This is a genomic window from Streptomyces canus (assembly GCF_001514145.1).
Taxonomy (GTDB): Bacteria; Actinomycetota; Actinomycetes; order Streptomycetales; family Streptomycetaceae; genus Streptomyces; species Streptomyces canus.
On record NZ_KQ948670.1, the window covers coordinates 264,354 to 280,476 of the forward strand.

Annotated in this window: 17 protein-coding genes; 13 read left to right on the top strand and 4 right to left on the bottom strand. The window is 69.6% G+C overall.

What is annotated here, in order from left to right:
• Positions 1-12: 12 nt before the first annotated feature.
• Entirely contained in the window at positions 13-1,044 is a 1,032-nt protein-coding gene (locus tag AQJ46_RS38080) for a LacI family DNA-binding transcriptional regulator (RefSeq protein WP_059209905.1), read from the bottom strand.
• A 187-nt stretch (positions 1,045-1,231) separates the two neighbouring features.
• Between AQJ46_RS38080 and AQJ46_RS38085 the strand changes: the two genes are divergently transcribed.
• Positions 1,232-2,011 carry a fumarylacetoacetate hydrolase family protein gene (locus tag AQJ46_RS38085; protein WP_059209906.1) on the top strand — a complete coding sequence of 260 codons (780 nt, stop codon included), beginning with the start codon at positions 1,232-1,234 and terminating at the stop codon, positions 2,009-2,011.
• 72 nt (positions 2,012-2,083) lie between these two features.
• Here AQJ46_RS38085 and AQJ46_RS38090 read toward each other — a convergent pair whose 3' ends face one another.
• Complete coding sequence (locus tag AQJ46_RS38090) at positions 2,084-3,352, bottom strand: MFS transporter (protein WP_059209907.1); 1,269 nt, start codon at positions 3,350-3,352, stop codon at positions 2,084-2,086.
• Between the two features lie 705 nt (positions 3,353-4,057).
• On the opposite strand from AQJ46_RS38090, the gene AQJ46_RS38095 reads away from it, so the two are divergent.
• The 5 genes from AQJ46_RS38095 to AQJ46_RS38110 all read left to right on the top strand — a co-directional run bounded on the left by AQJ46_RS38095 (position 4,058) and on the right by AQJ46_RS38110 (position 7,695).
• Complete coding sequence (locus tag AQJ46_RS38095; protein WP_059209908.1) at positions 4,058-5,062, top strand: C-terminal binding protein; 1,005 nt, start codon at positions 4,058-4,060, stop codon at positions 5,060-5,062.
• On the top strand, positions 5,059-6,183 hold the full coding sequence (locus AQJ46_RS38100; protein WP_079072592.1) for a phosphotransferase family protein: 1,125 nt from the start codon (positions 5,059-5,061) through the stop codon (positions 6,181-6,183). The genes AQJ46_RS38095 and AQJ46_RS38100 overlap by 4 nt, the downstream gene beginning before the upstream one ends.
• Before the next feature lie 42 nt (positions 6,184-6,225).
• A complete protein-coding gene (locus AQJ46_RS38105) occupies positions 6,226-6,756 on the top strand; it encodes a cupin domain-containing protein (RefSeq protein ID WP_059209909.1) in 531 nt (176 codons plus the stop codon).
• A gap of 555 nt (positions 6,757-7,311) precedes the next feature.
• Positions 7,312-7,449: a hypothetical protein gene (locus AQJ46_RS56635; protein ID WP_208617044.1), complete on the top strand. Its 138-nt coding sequence runs from the start codon at positions 7,312-7,314 to the stop codon at positions 7,447-7,449.
• A gap of 87 nt (positions 7,450-7,536) precedes the next feature.
• Positions 7,537-7,695: a hypothetical protein gene (locus AQJ46_RS38110; protein WP_159064103.1), complete on the top strand. Its 159-nt coding sequence runs from the start codon at positions 7,537-7,539 to the stop codon at positions 7,693-7,695.
• Positions 7,696-7,984: 289 nt separating this feature from the next.
• Here the strand turns inward: AQJ46_RS38110 and AQJ46_RS38115 are convergent, their stop codons facing one another.
• Entirely contained in the window at positions 7,985-8,641 is a 657-nt protein-coding gene (locus AQJ46_RS38115) for a hypothetical protein (RefSeq protein ID WP_059209911.1), read from the bottom strand.
• A gap of 340 nt (positions 8,642-8,981) precedes the next feature.
• Here AQJ46_RS38115 and AQJ46_RS38120 point away from each other — a divergent pair, with 340 nt between their 5' ends.
• The 6 genes from AQJ46_RS38120 to AQJ46_RS38145 all read left to right on the top strand — a co-directional run bounded on the left by AQJ46_RS38120 (position 8,982) and on the right by AQJ46_RS38145 (position 14,241).
• Positions 8,982-9,929, top strand: coding sequence for an RNA polymerase sigma-70 factor (locus AQJ46_RS38120; RefSeq protein WP_059209912.1), 948 nt, complete (start codon positions 8,982-8,984; stop codon positions 9,927-9,929).
• A 115-nt stretch (positions 9,930-10,044) separates the two neighbouring features.
• On the top strand, positions 10,045-11,241 hold the full coding sequence (locus AQJ46_RS38125; protein ID WP_059209913.1) for an NAD(P)/FAD-dependent oxidoreductase: 1,197 nt from the start codon (positions 10,045-10,047) through the stop codon (positions 11,239-11,241).
• A gap of 398 nt (positions 11,242-11,639) precedes the next feature.
• Complete coding sequence (locus AQJ46_RS38130; RefSeq protein WP_059209914.1) at positions 11,640-12,002, top strand: ArsR/SmtB family transcription factor; 363 nt, start codon at positions 11,640-11,642, stop codon at positions 12,000-12,002.
• Positions 11,986-12,522, top strand: a complete 537-nt coding sequence (locus AQJ46_RS38135) for an SRPBCC family protein (protein WP_059209915.1) — start codon at positions 11,986-11,988, stop codon at positions 12,520-12,522. The genes AQJ46_RS38130 and AQJ46_RS38135 overlap by 17 nt, the downstream gene beginning before the upstream one ends.
• A complete protein-coding gene (locus AQJ46_RS38140; RefSeq protein WP_059209916.1) occupies positions 12,522-13,187 on the top strand; it encodes a dihydrofolate reductase family protein in 666 nt (221 codons plus the stop codon). Before AQJ46_RS38135 ends, AQJ46_RS38140 begins: the two co-directional genes overlap by 1 nt.
• 199 nt (positions 13,188-13,386) lie before the next feature.
• On the top strand, positions 13,387-14,241 hold the full coding sequence (locus AQJ46_RS38145; protein WP_225887492.1) for an inositol monophosphatase family protein: 855 nt from the start codon (positions 13,387-13,389) through the stop codon (positions 14,239-14,241).
• A 139-nt stretch (positions 14,242-14,380) separates the two neighbouring features.
• Here AQJ46_RS38145 and AQJ46_RS38150 read toward each other — a convergent pair whose 3' ends face one another.
• Entirely contained in the window at positions 14,381-14,917 is a 537-nt protein-coding gene (locus AQJ46_RS38150) for a TetR/AcrR family transcriptional regulator (RefSeq protein WP_059209964.1), read from the bottom strand.
• 31 nt (positions 14,918-14,948) lie between these two features.
• Here AQJ46_RS38150 and AQJ46_RS38155 point away from each other — a divergent pair, with 31 nt between their 5' ends.
• Positions 14,949-15,917 carry an NAD-dependent epimerase/dehydratase family protein gene (locus tag AQJ46_RS38155; protein WP_167368254.1) on the top strand — a complete coding sequence of 323 codons (969 nt, stop codon included), beginning with the start codon at positions 14,949-14,951 and terminating at the stop codon, positions 15,915-15,917.
• Positions 15,918-16,123 lie beyond the last annotated feature (206 nt).

Genomic DNA, 16,123 nt, shown 5'->3' on the forward strand with positions numbered 1-16,123 from the left:
GGTGCGACCCGCTCAGGAGGACTTGGACGAAGCCTTTCCGTCGGGGGGTGCCGTGCTGCCGCGCAGAACCAGTGATCCGGGGGAGACCGACGTGTACGGGCCGTCGTTTTCCGGCCCGTTCTTGAGGCGGCGCAGCAGCCACAGTGCGCAGCTGGTCGCCATCTCCTGGATCGGCAGGCCGATCGTGGTGAGCCCGGGCCCCCACCAGGAGAACCCGGGCTCGTCCCCGAACCCGACCAGGGACAGCTCGCCGGGCACCTTCACGCCCTGCGCGGACAGCTCCTCCAGAACGCCCAGGGTGAGCTGGATCGATCCCAGCACGAGCGCGGTGGGAGCGGCCGGCTCCTGCAGCAGCCGACGCACCGCCTCGCGCCCGTGGTGCACGGACGACGGCGGCCCCAGCTCGGCGCGTCCGGCGTCGTCCGCAAGGCCGCCCTCCTCAAGGGCGGCACGGAAGCCGCGCAGACGCTCCGCACCCGTGGGCAGTTCCTCGGGGCCGCCCAGGTAGGCGATGCGGGTGTGTCCCAGCGCCACCAGGTGTGCCGTGGCCCGGTGCAGCGCCTCGCGGTCGTCCACACCGAACCACTGGGAGCCGAGCGAGGGGTGGCGGCGCAGCAACTGCAGGTGCGGTACGGCGCGCAGGAGTTTGACGGACTCGCTGTGCGGGCGCGCGGTGGGCACGATGATGACGCCGGCCACGCGGTTCGCGGACAGCTCCCGCAGATGACGCAGCTCCACCATCCGGTCGTCGTCGGTCTCCGAGAGCATCAACTGGAAGCCCTCGGCTGCCATGTTCTTGGAGAGCTCGTGCGCGATGGTCGAGTAGAAGCTGTTGCGGATGTCCGGGATCACCAGCGCGACCACGTTGCTGGACGCTCCGCGCATCATCCGCGCCGCCCGGTTGCCGACGTACCCCATCTCGGAAGCGGTCTGGCGGACCCGGAACTTGGTCTCCTCGCTGATGCGCGCGTCGTCGGCGAGCGCCCGGCCGACCGTCGAGACGGAGATCCCGAGACGTTCGGCGATGTCCCTGGTCGTGATCACGTTGAGCGTCCCCTCCGGCTGACTGGTCCCGCGGTCGTCACCTTCCGTGTGCCAACGATAGCATTCATGTTGCTCTGCGTGGTCGGGGAGAGGGGCGGCGGGCTCGGGCGCGACCTGTTGTGCTAACGTTAGCATTGCTGGATGGGCCGTGCAGCCGCCCATGGCTGCCCAAAGTACGGAGGTGTCCGTGCGGATCGTCAGGTATGCCGTCGGCGGTGTGTGTCACTACGGAGAACTCGAACCCGGTGACGTCACCATCGCCCGATTCGAGGGTGATCCCTTTACGGGGCTGTCCCTTGCGGGCCACGTCGACGAAGTGAGCGACGTCGTCATTCTCCCGCCGGTCGAGAAACCCCGGATCTACGGGTTCGCGTACAACTACGCCTCACACGTCGGCGAGACCGACCGTGAGATTCCGGAGGTTCCCGTGTGTTTCATGAAGCCGAGCACGGCGGTGGTGGGGCCGGGGGACGCCATCGTTTATCCGGCCGATGGCGAACTCATCCATTTCGAGGGCGAGTTGGTCGTGGTCATCGGAAAGGAAGCCCGCCATGTCAAGCCCTCCGAGGCTCATGAGTACATCCTCGGCTATACCTGCGGAAATGATGTCAGCGACCGCATCGTCCAGCGCAAGGAAAGCACATACGGAACGCTGCTGATCGGGAAGGGCCAGGACACCTTCGCTCCCCTCGGGCCGGTCATCGCCACCGAACTCGACCCGTCCGCGCTGTCGTTGACGACCCGTGTGAACGGCCGCGTCATGCAGTCGGCCAGCACCGCCGACCTGCTGCTCCCCGTCCCCGACCTCGTCAGCTACCTCACCCGCTACCTGACGCTGCTCCCCGGAGACGTGATCATGACCGGCACGCCTGCCGGCGTCGGGCCGATCCGCCCCGGAGACGAGGTCGAGGTCGAAGTCGAGGGCATCGGCGTTCTGCGTAACCCGGTCGTGGCCGAGAGCCGTTGACCGCAAAGGCCCGCGGGGAGACCGCACAAGGGGGCTGCCCACCGCTCGGCGGTGGGCAGCCCCCTTGGTGTGTCAGCGGACCGCGCTGTTGAACTGCGCGGGACGGACGAAGACCAGGGCGAGGACGCCGGCCAGCGGCAGGAGCGTGACCTGCAGGAGTCCGGCCCGGTCCCAGCCGAAGGAGTCCACCAGGGCGGCGAAGAGCAGACCCGAGAACGCCGCCGGTCCGTAATAGCTGGTGACGAACAGGCCGGAGGCGCGTCCGATCTGCGCCGGACGGACGGCCCGCTGCATCGCACTGTTGCTGTTGGGATAGATGAACCCCAGGCCGAAGGCGCCCATGAGGAAGGCGAACACACATTGCACGCCGACCCCCGCCTGGGTGTCGTAGATGCACACGCTGATGGCGGAGACGGCCAGCAGGCTCAGGATCAGCAGGTTGCGCTGGTTCACACGGTCGCCGAGCCAGCCGCCGAACAGGGCCGTCATGCCGCCGAAACCGAGGAAGCTCATCGCCAGCGCGGCCTGCTCGGAGGAGTAGTGCAGCGAGGTGATGAGGTACGTCGGGTAGAGGCCCAGGAATCCGTAGATGGCCACACCGCTGACGACCGAGTGGACGGCCAGCGCGATGGTGTTGCGGTTGTAGGCGGAGGCCGGCATGTACTCGTAGGTCGCGGTGGAGACGGCCTTCTCGGCGGAGTGCTCGGTCAGACCGGCCTTCACGAAGAACAGGGAGGCGGCGGCGATCAGCAGCCCGGCCGTGCCGAACAGGTAGAAGGGCGAGTGCCAGGTGCCGTGCGCGCCGGCGAGTTTGACCCCGATGAGCGGGGCGACGAACACGCCGACGGAGTAGCCCATGCCGATGAAGCCGAACGCGAGGCCGCGCCGCTGGACGAAGAAGGCCCCCATAGCCGCGAAGATCGCCGCGGACTGCATGCCCTCACCGAAGCCCGAGACCACCCGGTACAGGGTCATGTCGGCAAAGCCGGTCGCCAGCGGGGTGGCCATCGTGCCCAGGGAGTAGATGACGATGCTGACCAGCAGGACGGTCTTGCGTCGGAAACGGTCCAGCAGATACCCCGCGGGCAGGCCGGCCAGGGCCATGCCGAGGGTGAAGTTCGTCGCCAGCAGGCCGCCCTGTTCCAGGGAGAACCCGTATTCCGCACGGATGTTGGGCAGCAGCGGAGGGAAGACCTGACGGTCCATCGCGTTGACCATGTAGGAGAGGACCACCAACAGGAAGCCCACGCCGATCATGGTCCGGGAGACGGGGGGCCGGCGGCTTTCCTGTGTGTCCTTGACGGGCACTGCACTGGTGTCGGCTTGCGCTGCGTGAGTCATAGCGGCTCCTGATGAGGAATGGGCCACGGCAGGCCGCGGCGGATCCATCTCCGCACGGAGGCCGTGCGGAGATGACAAGAAGCGGTGAGCTGAACACGGACTCGAGTCGGCGACGGCGAAATCGGCGCCGTCTGACGGAATGCGGGCGATCGGCCATCGCGCGGTCGGACACCGCACGCGGAATTCAGCCGGAATGCGCCCGTCGGGACGTCCGTGGCTATGGCGTCTTCGACGACCGGACCTTGTGCGGATACGTGTCGGCCGCACGGTCGGGTTGGCTGAAACCATGAAGGGATGCGCCCGGCGCGTCAAGACGTACGCACGGATTTCCTGGAATTCCACCGTTTTCCTGTGATGAGTGGGGCCGCAGGCCTGGGGAGCGGGGCGCGGGTGAGCCGCCGTAGGCCGCGTTCTTGACGATTCGCAGACCCATAGTGCTATCGTTAGCACAACGTGGCTGTGACAAAGTGATTCGACGTGCCCCGGCATCGCGTGACCCAGTTCCAGGGGCCTGTGCCGGCGCCTTCCGACCACGAGTCGGAGAGCGCCGGCGACACTCTTCACCCGCACCCATGGCGGCCGTGGACCATCGGACAAGCCGACGGCCGCCCTCCCGGGCGATGTTCAGACCTGCTGATCGGACGCGACCGGGCTTCACGCCCGGTCGTTCACGGCGGCCGTACGATTCTGCGAGGACGATCTGCCATGACACCACCGAGCCGCCCAGACACCGTGCTGCTCACCGACTACGCCTGGCCCGACGACTCCGTCGAGCGATCCGTCATCGAGGGCGCGGGCCACACCCTGGTGTCCGGCCCCGCGGAACCCGCCTCGGCCGAGACCATCGAGGAGCTGGTCGCCGAGCACCGGCCCGCCGGCATCCTCACGTGTTGGGCGCCCGTCTCCTCCCTCGCCGTAGAGGCTTCCCCCGATCTTCGGATCGTGGCCAGGCTCGGCGTGGGCCTCGACAACATCGCCGTGGACACCGCCACCGAGCGGGGCGTGTGGGTCACCAACGTGCCGGACTACTGCGTCGACGAGGTCTCCGACCACGCCGTCGGCATGGTGCTTGCCTGGACGCGGGGCCTGGCCGTCCTCGACCGCGAGGTCCGCAGGGGTCGCTGGGACCCGGCAGGCGCCCGGCTGCGCCGGTTGTCCACGCTGACCTGCGGCATCGTCGGCTTCGGCCGGATCGGACGCGCCACCGCCCGCAAGCTCGGCGCGTTCGGCTGCCGGATCCTGGCCCACGACCCTCATCCTCCGAAGGACGCCCCCGGAGTCGAGGTGGTGGATCTTCAGGAGCTGCTGCGCCGAAGCGACGCAGTGATCCTCCATGTACCGCTGACACCCGACACCCACCACCTCATCGGCGCCGATCAGCTGGCGCTGATGAAGCCGGGCGGGCTGCTGGTCAACGTCAGCCGCGGCGGCCTGGTGGACACCGACGCGGTCATCAAGGCCCTGGACGGCGGTCAGCTGGACGGAGCCGCCTTCGACGTCCTGGAGAGCGAGCCCCATGTCCCCGCCGGGTTGCTGGACCAGCCCGGTGCGCTGCTCACCCCCCACGTCGCCTTCTCCTCCGACGCCTCGGTCACGGAACTGCGCCGCCGCGCCGCCGAGGAGGTCGTCCGGATCCTGGCGGGCGAGGCCCCGGCACACCCCTGCAACCACCCCGGCGGCCTGCCTGCCGGACCGGGTGACCGGCGATGAGCCCCACAGCGGCGCCGGAGAACCCGGACCCCGTCCTGTCCGATTTCCTGACCGCACACAAGCTCGCACGTCCCGGCGAAGCCGCGCAGTGGACGCCGCTGGCCGGAGGGGTCTCCTCCGACCTGTGGCGGGTGGACCTGCCCGGGCGCTCCCTGTGCGTCAAGCGGGCCCTCGCCCGGCTGCGGGTCGCGGCCGACTGGGAGGCGCCGGTGTCACGCAACGCCTACGAATGGGCGTGGATGCGGTTCGCCTCGCTGCACCGGCCGGACAGCGTGCCCGAACTGCTGGCACACGACCCCGAAGCCGGCCTGTTCGCGATGGCGTACCTGCCCGCCGAGGCGTACCCCATGTGGAAGTCCCAACTCCTGGCCGGCGAGGTGGAGGTGGCGACCGCGGCGGCCGTCGGAGAGGTCCTCGGCGCCCTGCACGCGGCGAGCGCGGGGGACAAGGTCCTGGCCGCGGAGTTCGCCACGGACACCAACTTCCACGCCCTGCGCATCGAGCCGTACCTTCTGGCCACCGCAGCGGCGCACCCCGGCCTGGCCGACATCCTCCAGAGCCTCGCCGACCGCACGGCCGGCACCCGCCTCGCCCTGGTGCACGGCGACGTCAGCCCCAAGAACATTCTCGTCGGCCCGTCGGGGCCCGTGCTGCTGGACGCCGAGTGCGCCTGGTACGGCGACCCGGCCTTCGATCTGGCCTTCTGCGTCAACCACCTGCTCCTCAAGAGTCTCGTCGTGCCAAATCGCCGCGCCGAAATCCTGGGGTCCGCCCATGCGCTGGCCGAGCAGTACCTGCGGCAAGTCGACTGGGAACCCCGATCGTCCCTGGAGACACGGACCGCCTCGCTGCTGCCGGCACTGCTGCTCGCCCGTGTGGACGGCAAGTCCCCGGTGGAGTACCTCACGGACGGCCGGCACCGGCTGTTCGTCAGGACGGTGGCGTCGGCCCTGCTGCGGGCGCCCGCTGCCACGGTGGCCGGTGTGCTGGACGCCTGGGTGACTGCCTTGGAGGGTCAGACCGAGACCCGGACCGAGACGGAAACCGAGACCGAGACCGAGGTCCGGACCCAGACCCAGACCCAGCCCCAGGCCGAGACCGACCGCCACCGACCCGCCTGACCGGTCGTCCGATGGATCCGGCAGACCGAAGGAGGAGAGACCATGCGCAGAGTCGTCACCGGCCATGACGAGAAGGGCAAGTCGGTCGTCGTCAGCGACGGCCCCATCCCGCGCAGCCGGGAATTCACCAGCCTGCCGGGCTGGGTGTCCCGACTGCCGTGGGCCACCGACCCCGGCGAACCGGTCAGCAGGACGGGAGAGGATCCCACACCGAAGGTCACCACTCTTCTTCCGGCGCCCGGCGGCACCCGGTTCATCATCCTGACCTTCCCGCCGGAGGCCGCGTTGACCGACCCGGCGTTCGACCCAGTTGCCTTCGACCGGGAACAGCGGGCGGACTCGCCCGGTATCGCCGAACTCATCGAGCCCGACGGCATGCACGCGACGCCGACCGTGGACTACGGCATCGTGCTCGGCGGCGAGATCGTCCTCGAACTCGATGACGGAAACTGCACCCCGCTCTCGGCGGGCGACATCGTGATCCAGAACGGCACCCGGCACGCCTGGCGCAACCGCAGCGGGCAACCGGCCACGGTGGCGTTCGTCCTCATCGGCGCGGAACCCGAGCAGTGAGGGCGTGGCCGGAGTTCGTCTTGCGGGTCGCGATTGACCGACAGGCTGCGTGGCGCGGTGCCCGGGGAGGAGAAGGTTCTCGGCTGGGCGAGGGGTTCGTCGACATCGGCACCGGCAGCCGTGGTCGCCCGCGCACAGTGAACTGGGCCGATGGGGCGGCAGGCTTTCCACGTGTGACCGGCCTCGGGTTGTAGTGATTCCAGCTGTGGCAGCCGTAGCAGGACAAGACAGTGCTGGAGGCGCTGAACGGGGCCGCCATGGCCTCTGCCCGTGGCACGGTGGCGCCCTCCGGGACACCCCCTTCGGCGTCCGGACCGGAGGCACTTGCCGCAGTGTCGTTGATGCCCCGTGATCGGCGTGCCGTGGCAGAGGCGACCGCGGCAACCCCGACGACGCTGACGCCCGGGCCGACTGCGCCGCGGCGAGCTGCCACCAAGGGCCAGGACTTCTCTTGGGGCCCGACCTCACGGTCGCCGGCGAACAGACACTGCTGATGTGCCCTGACGAGGCTTCTTCCGCAGACAGGCCGGTGAACGCGGTGTTCCCGTCCGGGTGGTGGCCACCCGCCGACGGCTCCGCGCGGTCTTGCGCACTGTCGCGTTCGATGACGTGGTGCCCGTCCACGACACCCTGGACCACGCCCTTGCCGACGGGCGGCGCGGGAACCGCACCGGGCTCGACCGCAGCTCGTGATGCCCGGCTGGAGCCCGATGGGGTGAGCGGACATGACCAATGGTGAACGGCGCACCCCGCCGGGGGACGCTGGCTGGTCATCTGGGCATGGCGATCTACGCCGGCTTTCTCGTGGAGGCCGGTGCGGGAGTCCGCTGGCTGCTGGCGTCGGCCTTGATCGAACAAGCCACGGTGGCCGTACGGCGCGCCGCCCCGAGAACCATGGCTCCGGAGTGCGAGGTGGCGAGGCGGCTGCTGGCGACATAGTGGACGGCGGGAGGGGTGGCCGGCATCGACGCCGAGGACCGGATCCGCAACGCCCCGGAACTGCCCGGCATCTGCCTGCGGATGGCTGCTCAGTTGGAGAGCGAGCCGGGTACCGACTCGCCGAACTGACCGAGGCTGTGCCGCCCGCGGCGACTCGGGCGGGCTGTACCGGGACGCGGAACCCTTCCCCGCCCGGCCGACCCCGGCCGCTCCGCAGCACTCGCGGGGTGGGGACGACCCGCGCCCGATACGGCGACACACCCCCATGAGCCGTCCCGCTCCGGCAAGTTCAGCTGCTGGTGTCCTCGGGCTGAGCCTCGGCCCCCGGCTTGGTCTCCGCTTCCGGTGCGGTGTAGAAGACGGAGGAACCCTGCTTGGTGCGCTGGGCCTGGCTCCTGGCCACGAGCCCCTCGAGGGTGACGCGTACGACCTTGGTCTTGATGTCGCGCTCGGGATGGGCCTGGCCGAGCGCGGCGGAGATTTCCGCAGCGGAGCGCGGTTCGCCCTGCTCGGTGAGGTGATGGCGGATGAGCCCCACCAAGGTGGGCTGGGCCGCCTTCGTCTCGGACTTGGCGGTGGACTTCTTGGCCGTCGGGCGTTCCTGCGCGGCGGTGGACTTCTTGGCCGTCGTGCCTTCCCGCGCGGCGGTGGACTTCCGTGCGGTTTGCTTGCTGCGCGGTGCGGACTTGGCCTTCTGCCGGGGAGACGGCACCGTGGCGGTCTCCGTCGCGGGCGTGGGCTCCTTGGTCGTCTGTGTGACGCCGAGCGCCTGCTGGATGTTCACCAGCACGCTGTGATCATGCTGCAGGGCGGCCAACTGCTGCTGCAGGGCAGCGATGTCACCGCCGATGCGTTCCTGCTCCTTGAGGTTGGTCTCGAGATCGGCGGCTACTTGGGCGCTGTACTGGTGTGTCAGTCCCGTGGTGTCGGTCGTGCTCTCGGACATGATGCTGGCCTTTCCTCGGTGTGCGGCCGTGACGCAAAGGCGGAGCGCAACGCTGAACCGGGCAGCGTGGGCTGCACTGGCAGCGCCGATGCCGTAACTGCCACAGATTGCCTTGGCATAGAGATACTACGGACAACCCGAGCCAGCTGTTCCCCGCGAGCAGTCTCTGGTGTTCGGTGCCAAGGTCATGGCTGCCATGTCCGGTGCACAGTGGCCGGATCGCAAGGTGGCAGGGCGGACCATGTACAGGGAAGAGCCGCAGCCTCGCAGTCCTGCAGATCTGCCCGTCCCGCACGGCCGTACGACCGAGAAACCGCACTCCGCCGGTTAGGATCCCGGCATGGCCCTGACCTTCAGCGACGTGGATCGGTTCGAGGCGGCCAGGCCGCGTCTCGAGGCAATCGCCTACCGCATGCTCGGCTCGGCGAGTGAGGCGGAGGACGCCGTACAGGAGACGTATCTGCGTTGGCAGGCGGCCGACGTCGGGCGCATCGAAGTGCCCGAGGCATGGCTGACCAAGGTACTCACCAACCTCTGCCTCAACCAGCTCACGTCGGCCCGTGCGCGTCGCGAGACCTACGTAGGCCAGTGGCTGCCCGAACCGTTGCTCGAAGGGGACCCGATGCTGGGACCGGCGGAGACGGTCGAGCAGCGCGAGTCGGTGTCGTATGCCGTGATGGTTCTTCTGGAGCGGCTCTCGCCCAACGAGCGGGCGGTGTATGTGCTTCGCGAGGCATTCGCGTACTCCCACCGTGAGATCGCCGAGATCCTGGACCTGGGCGAGGCGGCCAGCCAGCAGATCTTCCACCGGGCGAAGAAGCATGTGGCGCAGGGCAGGGCGCGGGTCGAGATCGACGAGGCGGCCGTGCGCCGGATCGTCGAGGAGTTCCTCGCTGCGGCGACCAGTGGTGAGACCCAGCCGTTGATCAAGCTGCTCACTTCGGATGCCGTCGCGGTGGGCGACGGCGGCGGCAAGGTGCCGGCCCGGGCCAGTGCCTTCGAGGGCGCACGCGCGGTGGCGAAGTTCCTGCGCGGGCTGTTCAAGCCGGCCCCGGCCAAGAGGAACCTGGCCGGCGGTTCCCCCGACCTCTACGCCGCCACGGTCAATGGCGGCCCTGCGGTCGTCGCGGTGGTTGACGGCCGTGTCTTCGGCATCATGTGCCTGGAGCGGACACAGGAGGGCATCGTCGCGGTCCGCAGCCAGGTCAACCCGGACAAGCTGGAACGGGCGACGCAGCGTTGGGCGGCGGGCGAATTCGGTCCTCCGGTCCTGACCGAGGCCCTCTGAACTCATTGTGTGACGCAGGTCACTCTTGCCTCCTGTCAGGAATCGGCTGGCTGCCCGGTTCAAGGGGCGTGACCGGACCAGAAGGCACCGGACCCGCGCAGACAGGAGCAGGAAAATGCAGCACCGGATCATCGTTCTCGGCGCCGGCTACTCCGGAGCGATCGCGGCAGGCCGACTCGCCAAGCGGCTGCGCCGTGAGGACGTCGCCATCACCCTCGTCAACGCGGAGCCCGACTTCGTCGAGCGGGTCCGGATGCACCAGTTGGCCGTGGGCCAGGACCTGAAGCCGCGCCCGCTGCGCGAGATGTTCGCGGGCACGGGAGTCGAACTGAAGCTCGCGAAGGTCACGTCGATCGACGTGGACCGCAAGGCGGTCGCGGTGGAGAGCGCCGAGGGGACGGCGGAACTGCCGTACGACACCCTCGTCTACGCCCTCGGCAGCGGCGGCAACGACAACGGCGTGCCCGGCGTCGCCGAGCACGCCCACCAGATCGCGAGCCGCCCCGGCGCGCTCCGGCTGCGCGAGCGCCTGGGCCGGCTCGCCGAGGGCGAGACGGTCCTGGTCGTGGGCGGCGGCCTGACCGGCCTGGAGTTCTCGACAGAGGTGGCCGAGGCCCGCCCGGACCTCGACATCAGGCTCGTCACACGCGCCGGACTGGGCGACTGGCTCTCCCCGAAGGGCCGCGCGCACCTGCGCAACGTCATCGACAGGCTCGGCATCTCGGTCTACGAGAACGCCGCGGTGACCGCGGTCGAGGCGGACCAGGTCACGACCGCGGACGGCCGGACCCTCCCGGCTGCCGTCACCGTCTGGACCACGGGCTTCGTGGTGCACCCGCTGGCCGCGGCCACCAGCCTCGAACTCGCGGACACCGGCCGCATCGTGGTCGACGCGACGATGCGCTCGGTCTCGCACCCGGACGTGTACGCGATCGGCGACGCCGGTCACGCACTGGGCGCCGGCGACAAGCCGCTGCGCATGTCTTGCGCCTCTGGCACCCCCATGGCGTGGCAGGCCGCCGACTCCATCGCCGCCCGCCTGACCGGCGGCAAGCTGCCGAGCGCTCCGCTGCGCTACTTCAACCAGTGCATCTCTCTCGGCCGCAAGGAGGGCCTGATCCAGTTCGTCACCGCCGACGACCGCTCCGTGGACCACGCCCTGACCGGTCGCTTCGCGGCCCGCTACAAGGAGCTGGTCTGCAAGGGGGCGGCCTGGAGCGTCGGCAACCCGACGATGGGCATTCCGGTACGGCGGCGACGGGTGGTGGCCGACCAGGTCGCGCCTGAAGGGGCGGCACCGGTGTCGGCGTGATCCACGGCCTTGCGTGCGATCGCAGGTCTCGGGCTGCTGTGGGGCTTTCGCGGCGCACGAGACCGAATCGGTGACGGCCTGCATGCGGGCTCGGACGTCCGACGGCAGTGACTCCGAAGACGCGCGGAGGGTCCGACCTCGTAGGTGAGGTCGGGTCCTGGGTGGGCGGGGGATCGGCACGCGACACCGTGACCGATGGCGAGCCGGCTGATCGGCCCGCATGGCATGGCCGAGCCGGGACCAGGCCGCCGGCCCTGTCCCGATCAGGACCGAGGGGCTCGTGTCGCGGTTTTCCGCCTGCCTGACGGTTTCAGCCCGCCATTCGTCACACAGTCCTCCTGTGGTGCGGCCGGACCACGGATCATTGACGCATGCCCATATGGGCATATGATGGCGTCATGGCACGAGCGGCGACGACCTCGGACGCGTTCAACGCGATCGCCGAACCGCAGCGGCGGGAGATCCTGCTGCTGCTGCGAAGCGGCGAGCGCCCGGTGACCGACCTCGCGCGGGACCTGGGGATGACCCAGCCGCAGGCGTCCAAGCACCTGCGGGTCCTCCGGGAGGTCGGGCTGGTGCGGGTCCGTGGGGCGGGCAAACAGCGGCTGTACGGCCTGGACGCCCGCGGGCTGCGGCCGGTCCACGAGTGGGTGGGCGGCTTCGAGCGGTTCTGGAGCGAGAGCTTCGACCGGCTGGACGAGTACGTGCGAGACCTGGAACAGGCGAGGCAGGAGGAACCAACGGATGGCTACGACCAGTAGCGGCGCTGAGCCCGACCACACCATCGCGGACCGCGAGATCGTGATCTCCCGGGTCATCGGCGCCCCACGGGAGCTGGTGTTCGAGGCGTTCACGCAGGTCCGGCACCTGTCGCGGTGGTGGGGGCCGGAAGGGTTCACCACCACGACGCGTTCCTTCGAGTTTCGCGTCGACGGGGCCTGGGACTTCGTGATGCACGGGCCGGACGGGACCGACTATCAGGAGTGGATCACCTGGCGGGAGATCGTCCCGCCGGAGCGGATCGCGCTGCTGCACGGTGAGTCCCGCGACGATCCCAACGCCTTCGAGTCGTTCCTGGCCTTCGAGCCGGCCGGCGACGAGACCCGGATCGTGATGCGCACGGTGTTCCCCAGCAAGGAACTCCGCGACGAGGCGGTGGAGAAGTACCACGCGATCGAGGGTGGTCGGCAGACCCTGAGCAACCTGGCGGCCTACGTCGCAGAACTCACCCGGAACGACGCCGACCGCAACGAGACCAGCCCGAAGGGAGCGGAGAGCTGATGGCCGGGAAGGTGTTCTTCAGCGTGACGATGTCGCTCGACGGCTTCATGGCACCCGAGCCCGTGCCGCCCGAGGACGTCTTCTCACCCGACAAGCAGGACGACCCGGGCGTCCGGCGCTGGATGTCGAAGTGGGCGGAACTGCAGGCGTGGGCGTTCCCGCAACGGTGGTTCCGGGAGAACCTCAAGCTCGGCGAGGGCGGCGAGGAAGGACTCGACAACGACATCGCACGGGCGACGTACGAGCGCACCGGTGCGAGCGTCATGGGCAAGCGTATGTTCGACGCCGGTGAGCCGGCATGGCCGGAGGAGGCACCGTTCCACACCCCGGTGTTCGTCCTCACACACACCAGGCGTGACCCGTGGGAGCGGCCCGGCGGCACCACCTTCCACTTCGTCAACGACGGCATCGAGAGCGCCCTCGACCAGGCCCGCGAGGCAGCCGCTGACCGCGACGTGCGCATCGCCGGCGGCGCCGAGACGATCCAGGAGTACCTGGACAGCGGCCTGATCGACGAGTTCTCGATCACGCTCGCACCCGTGCTGTTCGGCACCGGCATCCGCCTGTTCGACCGCGTGGACCCGGACCGCCTCGCCCTCGAACAGACCCGGACTGACGCATCGTCCCGGGTGACCCACCTGACCTACACCGTCGGCAAACGCTAGCCCGCGGTCCCGCAGTGTGCGGTGCAGGCGGATCGCCGCGGGACGAGGTGCTGGTCGGTCGGGTCAGCGCGTCAGTCAGTCTGGCAAGGAGCGCCAGCAGCGGACCGAGGTAGTCGACTATGCGGTCCGGCACTCGGCCAACCTGCACGCTCTGTCCGGCACTTCAACAGCGGACCAGGGTGGGAAGAGCAGTCTCGTGATGAACCCGGCAGACCTGGAACTCGCCCACTGCCTCGCCGACCAAGCGGATGCCATCGCGCGAAGCTACTTCTCGACTGCCGCCTTCGGAGCCCGGACCAAGAGCGACGGGAGCCCGGTCACTTACGCTGACCGGGAGATCGAGACCGTCCTTCGCACCTTGATCCGCCAGGAGCATCCCGAGGACGCGTTCATCGGTGAGGAGTTCGGCGCCCATGGTCATGGCAGACGGCGCTGGATCATCGACGCCATCGACGGCACCGCGAGCTTCCTCGCCGGAGAACCGGAGTGGAGCACACTGATCGCTGTCGAGGAGGACGGCCGCGTCACCCTGGGCATGGTCTCCGCCCCTGCTCTGGGCCGCCGGTGGTGGGCCAGGCCTGACTCGGGCTCCTGGACCGGGCCATGCCCCTCCGAGCCGGCTGTACCGGCGCACCGGCTGGTCCTCACCGACGGCGCAAGTGTTCATAACGCAGCTGTCGGCATCTGGCCGCCCCCGTCCAGACTGAACCAGCAGGAACACATCGTGGCCGCGAAACTGGCCGGAGGCGTCTCGCAGGTCCGACCGCTGCTCGACTGGACCGCAGCGGACCCCACCGCGCCGGACCCCCGCAAACCGTCCGCCGGATCCGGCACCTGTCACGGCGCCCTCCTCGTCGCAGCCGGTCAGCTGGATGCCTTCCTCCTCCTGGGAGCCGGTCCCTGGGACATCGCCCCTCTGATCCCCATCGTCCAAGAGGCCGGCGGCACCTTCAGCCACCTCACCGGCCAGTACCGGACCGACACCGGAGCCGCACTGTTCGCCCGTCCCCGACTCCACCAGCAGCTCCTGGACATCGCGGGCGCCGCCGACTGAGCGACCTCTCTCCGGTAGCTCGACGAGATCTTGATCGAACGTTTCGAACGCCAGACCCCACGGTCGGCTCGACGAGGACGCCACCGTCCTCTTGGCCGAGTGGCGTGCGCCTGCCACCCGCACGAAGGGCGCGCGGCGTCTATCGATGCGTGCGGAGTCCGTCCAGGATGAGCGCGAGCATGCGGGGAGCCCGGTCTTCGGGGCTGGACGCGGCGCGCCAGAGTGCGGCGGTGAGCTGGAGGAAGTCGCCGGGGTCGGCGTCCGCGCGGATGCTTCCGTCCTTGTTGCCCGCGTCGAGGATCTCGGTGATCGCCGCGATGACGGGGCCGTAGCTCTGCTCGCTGATCGCCAGGTGTGCGCTCGGGCTGAGGGCGTCGCCGAGGCCGTGCTTTCTGCGCATGGCATCGACCAGATCGGTCGTCCAGTGACGGAGCGCTTCCAGCGGTGGCATCCCGGCCAGCAGGTCGGGCACGGTGCCGATGATGCGGTCGACCTCGTCCTGGTAGACGGCCAGGACCAGCGCCTCGCGGGTGGGGAAGTTGCGGTACAGGGTGCCGGCGCCGACTCCGGCCCGTTGGGCGATCTGGTTCATCGACGTGTTGCCGTCGGCTGTGAGCGCTTCGCGCGCGGCAGCGAGGATGCGCGCCCTGTTCTCGAGGGCGTCTGAACGGACCACGGGACCTCACCTTGTCGGGAGCCGGTGAGTCCTGGCCCTGCTCGACACCGGCCACACCGTCCGCACCACCGTCCGCGACCCGAAGCGTGAGCCGGCACTGCGCTCCTGGCTTCACGCGGCCGCACCGTTCGACGACGACCGCCTCACGGTCGTACGCGCCGACCTCGAACACGCAGACGGCTGGGACGACGCCGTCGCCGACTGCGACTTCGTCCTTCACGTCGCCTCGCCGACCCTGCGCCATACACCGGCGAACGACGACGAGCTCGTGGTCCCCGCGCGGGAGGGCGTTGTGCGAGTGCTGCGCGCCTCCCGCGACGCCGGCGTGCGTCGGGTCGTCCTGACGAGCGCCTTCGGCGCCATCGGGATCGGGCACCCCCGGCGCTCGACCCCGTTCACCGAGGAGGACTGGACCAACGTCGCTAGCGACATCCCGCCCTACCAACGGTCCAAGACGCTCGCCGAGCGCGCCGCCTGGCAGTTCGTCGAAGAAGAAGGTGGCGGACTGGAACTGACCGCGGTTCATCCCGTGGGCATCCTTGGGCCGCTGCTCGGCCCCGACGACCCGCCATCCCTGCGTCTGGTCCGCAGAATGCTCGAGGGGCGGGTACCTGCATGCCCTCCCTTCGGGATGGGCTTCGTCGACGTGCGCGACGTCGCGGATCTGCACCTGCGCGCGATGACCGATCCCGCAGCTGCCGGCGAGCGCTTCCTCGCGATCGCCGGGCACAGCCTGCGCGTCGTCGAGAGCGCGCGCATTCTGCGCGACCGCCTGGGCGAGCGCGCAGCCAAGGCGCCGGCCCGTGAACTACCCGTATGGCTCGCACGCGCCCTGAGCACAGTGAACCCGGAACTGCGACTGCTCAGGCACCAGCTCGGCCGGGATCTCGACGCCACAAGCGCCAAGGCGGAGCGGCTCCTCGGGTGGCGGGCACGTCCCATCGACGACACCATCGCGGAGACCGCCGAGAGTCTCCTCGCCCAAGGCATCGGCAAATGACCTGCTCGTAACCGACCGATGCTGCACCCGCCCGTCCGGTCCTGGGGCGCGATCCGGCCCGAATCCTGGGCGATCCGACAATGCCGACCCGGGGATGTCGCTGATGCGACTCGGCCGATGGTGGGGCAGTCCTACGGCCGCTCGTCCATCGGGCGAGGGCCCGGTGACCGATCCGGTCGCGGCGGCGGCAGCGGCCTGATCAGCAC

Excerpts from the sequence above, each read along its gene's own strand:
- AQJ46_RS38090 (WP_059209907.1), bottom strand. The coding sequence starts at position 3,352 with ATGACTCACGCAGCGCAAGCCGACACCAGTGCAGTGCCCGTCAAGGAC.
- AQJ46_RS38095 (WP_059209908.1), top strand. The coding sequence starts at position 4,058 with ATGACACCACCGAGCCGCCCAGACACCGTGCTGCTCACCGACTACGCC.
- AQJ46_RS38100 (WP_079072592.1), top strand. The coding sequence starts at position 5,059 with ATGAGCCCCACAGCGGCGCCGGAGAACCCGGACCCCGTCCTGTCCGAT.
- AQJ46_RS38105 (WP_059209909.1), top strand. The coding sequence starts at position 6,226 with ATGCGCAGAGTCGTCACCGGCCATGACGAGAAGGGCAAGTCGGTCGTC.
- AQJ46_RS38110 (WP_159064103.1), top strand. The coding sequence starts at position 7,537 with ATGGCGATCTACGCCGGCTTTCTCGTGGAGGCCGGTGCGGGAGTCCGC.
- AQJ46_RS38115 (WP_059209911.1), bottom strand. The coding sequence starts at position 8,641 with ATGTCCGAGAGCACGACCGACACCACGGGACTGACACACCAGTACAGC.
- AQJ46_RS38120 (WP_059209912.1), top strand. The coding sequence starts at position 8,982 with ATGGCCCTGACCTTCAGCGACGTGGATCGGTTCGAGGCGGCCAGGCCG.
- AQJ46_RS38125 (WP_059209913.1), top strand. The coding sequence starts at position 10,045 with ATGCAGCACCGGATCATCGTTCTCGGCGCCGGCTACTCCGGAGCGATC.
- AQJ46_RS38130 (WP_059209914.1), top strand. The coding sequence starts at position 11,640 with ATGGCACGAGCGGCGACGACCTCGGACGCGTTCAACGCGATCGCCGAA.
- AQJ46_RS38135 (WP_059209915.1), top strand. The coding sequence starts at position 11,986 with ATGGCTACGACCAGTAGCGGCGCTGAGCCCGACCACACCATCGCGGAC.
- AQJ46_RS38140 (WP_059209916.1), top strand. The coding sequence starts at position 12,522 with ATGGCCGGGAAGGTGTTCTTCAGCGTGACGATGTCGCTCGACGGCTTC.
- AQJ46_RS38145 (WP_225887492.1), top strand. The coding sequence starts at position 13,387 with ATGAACCCGGCAGACCTGGAACTCGCCCACTGCCTCGCCGACCAAGCG.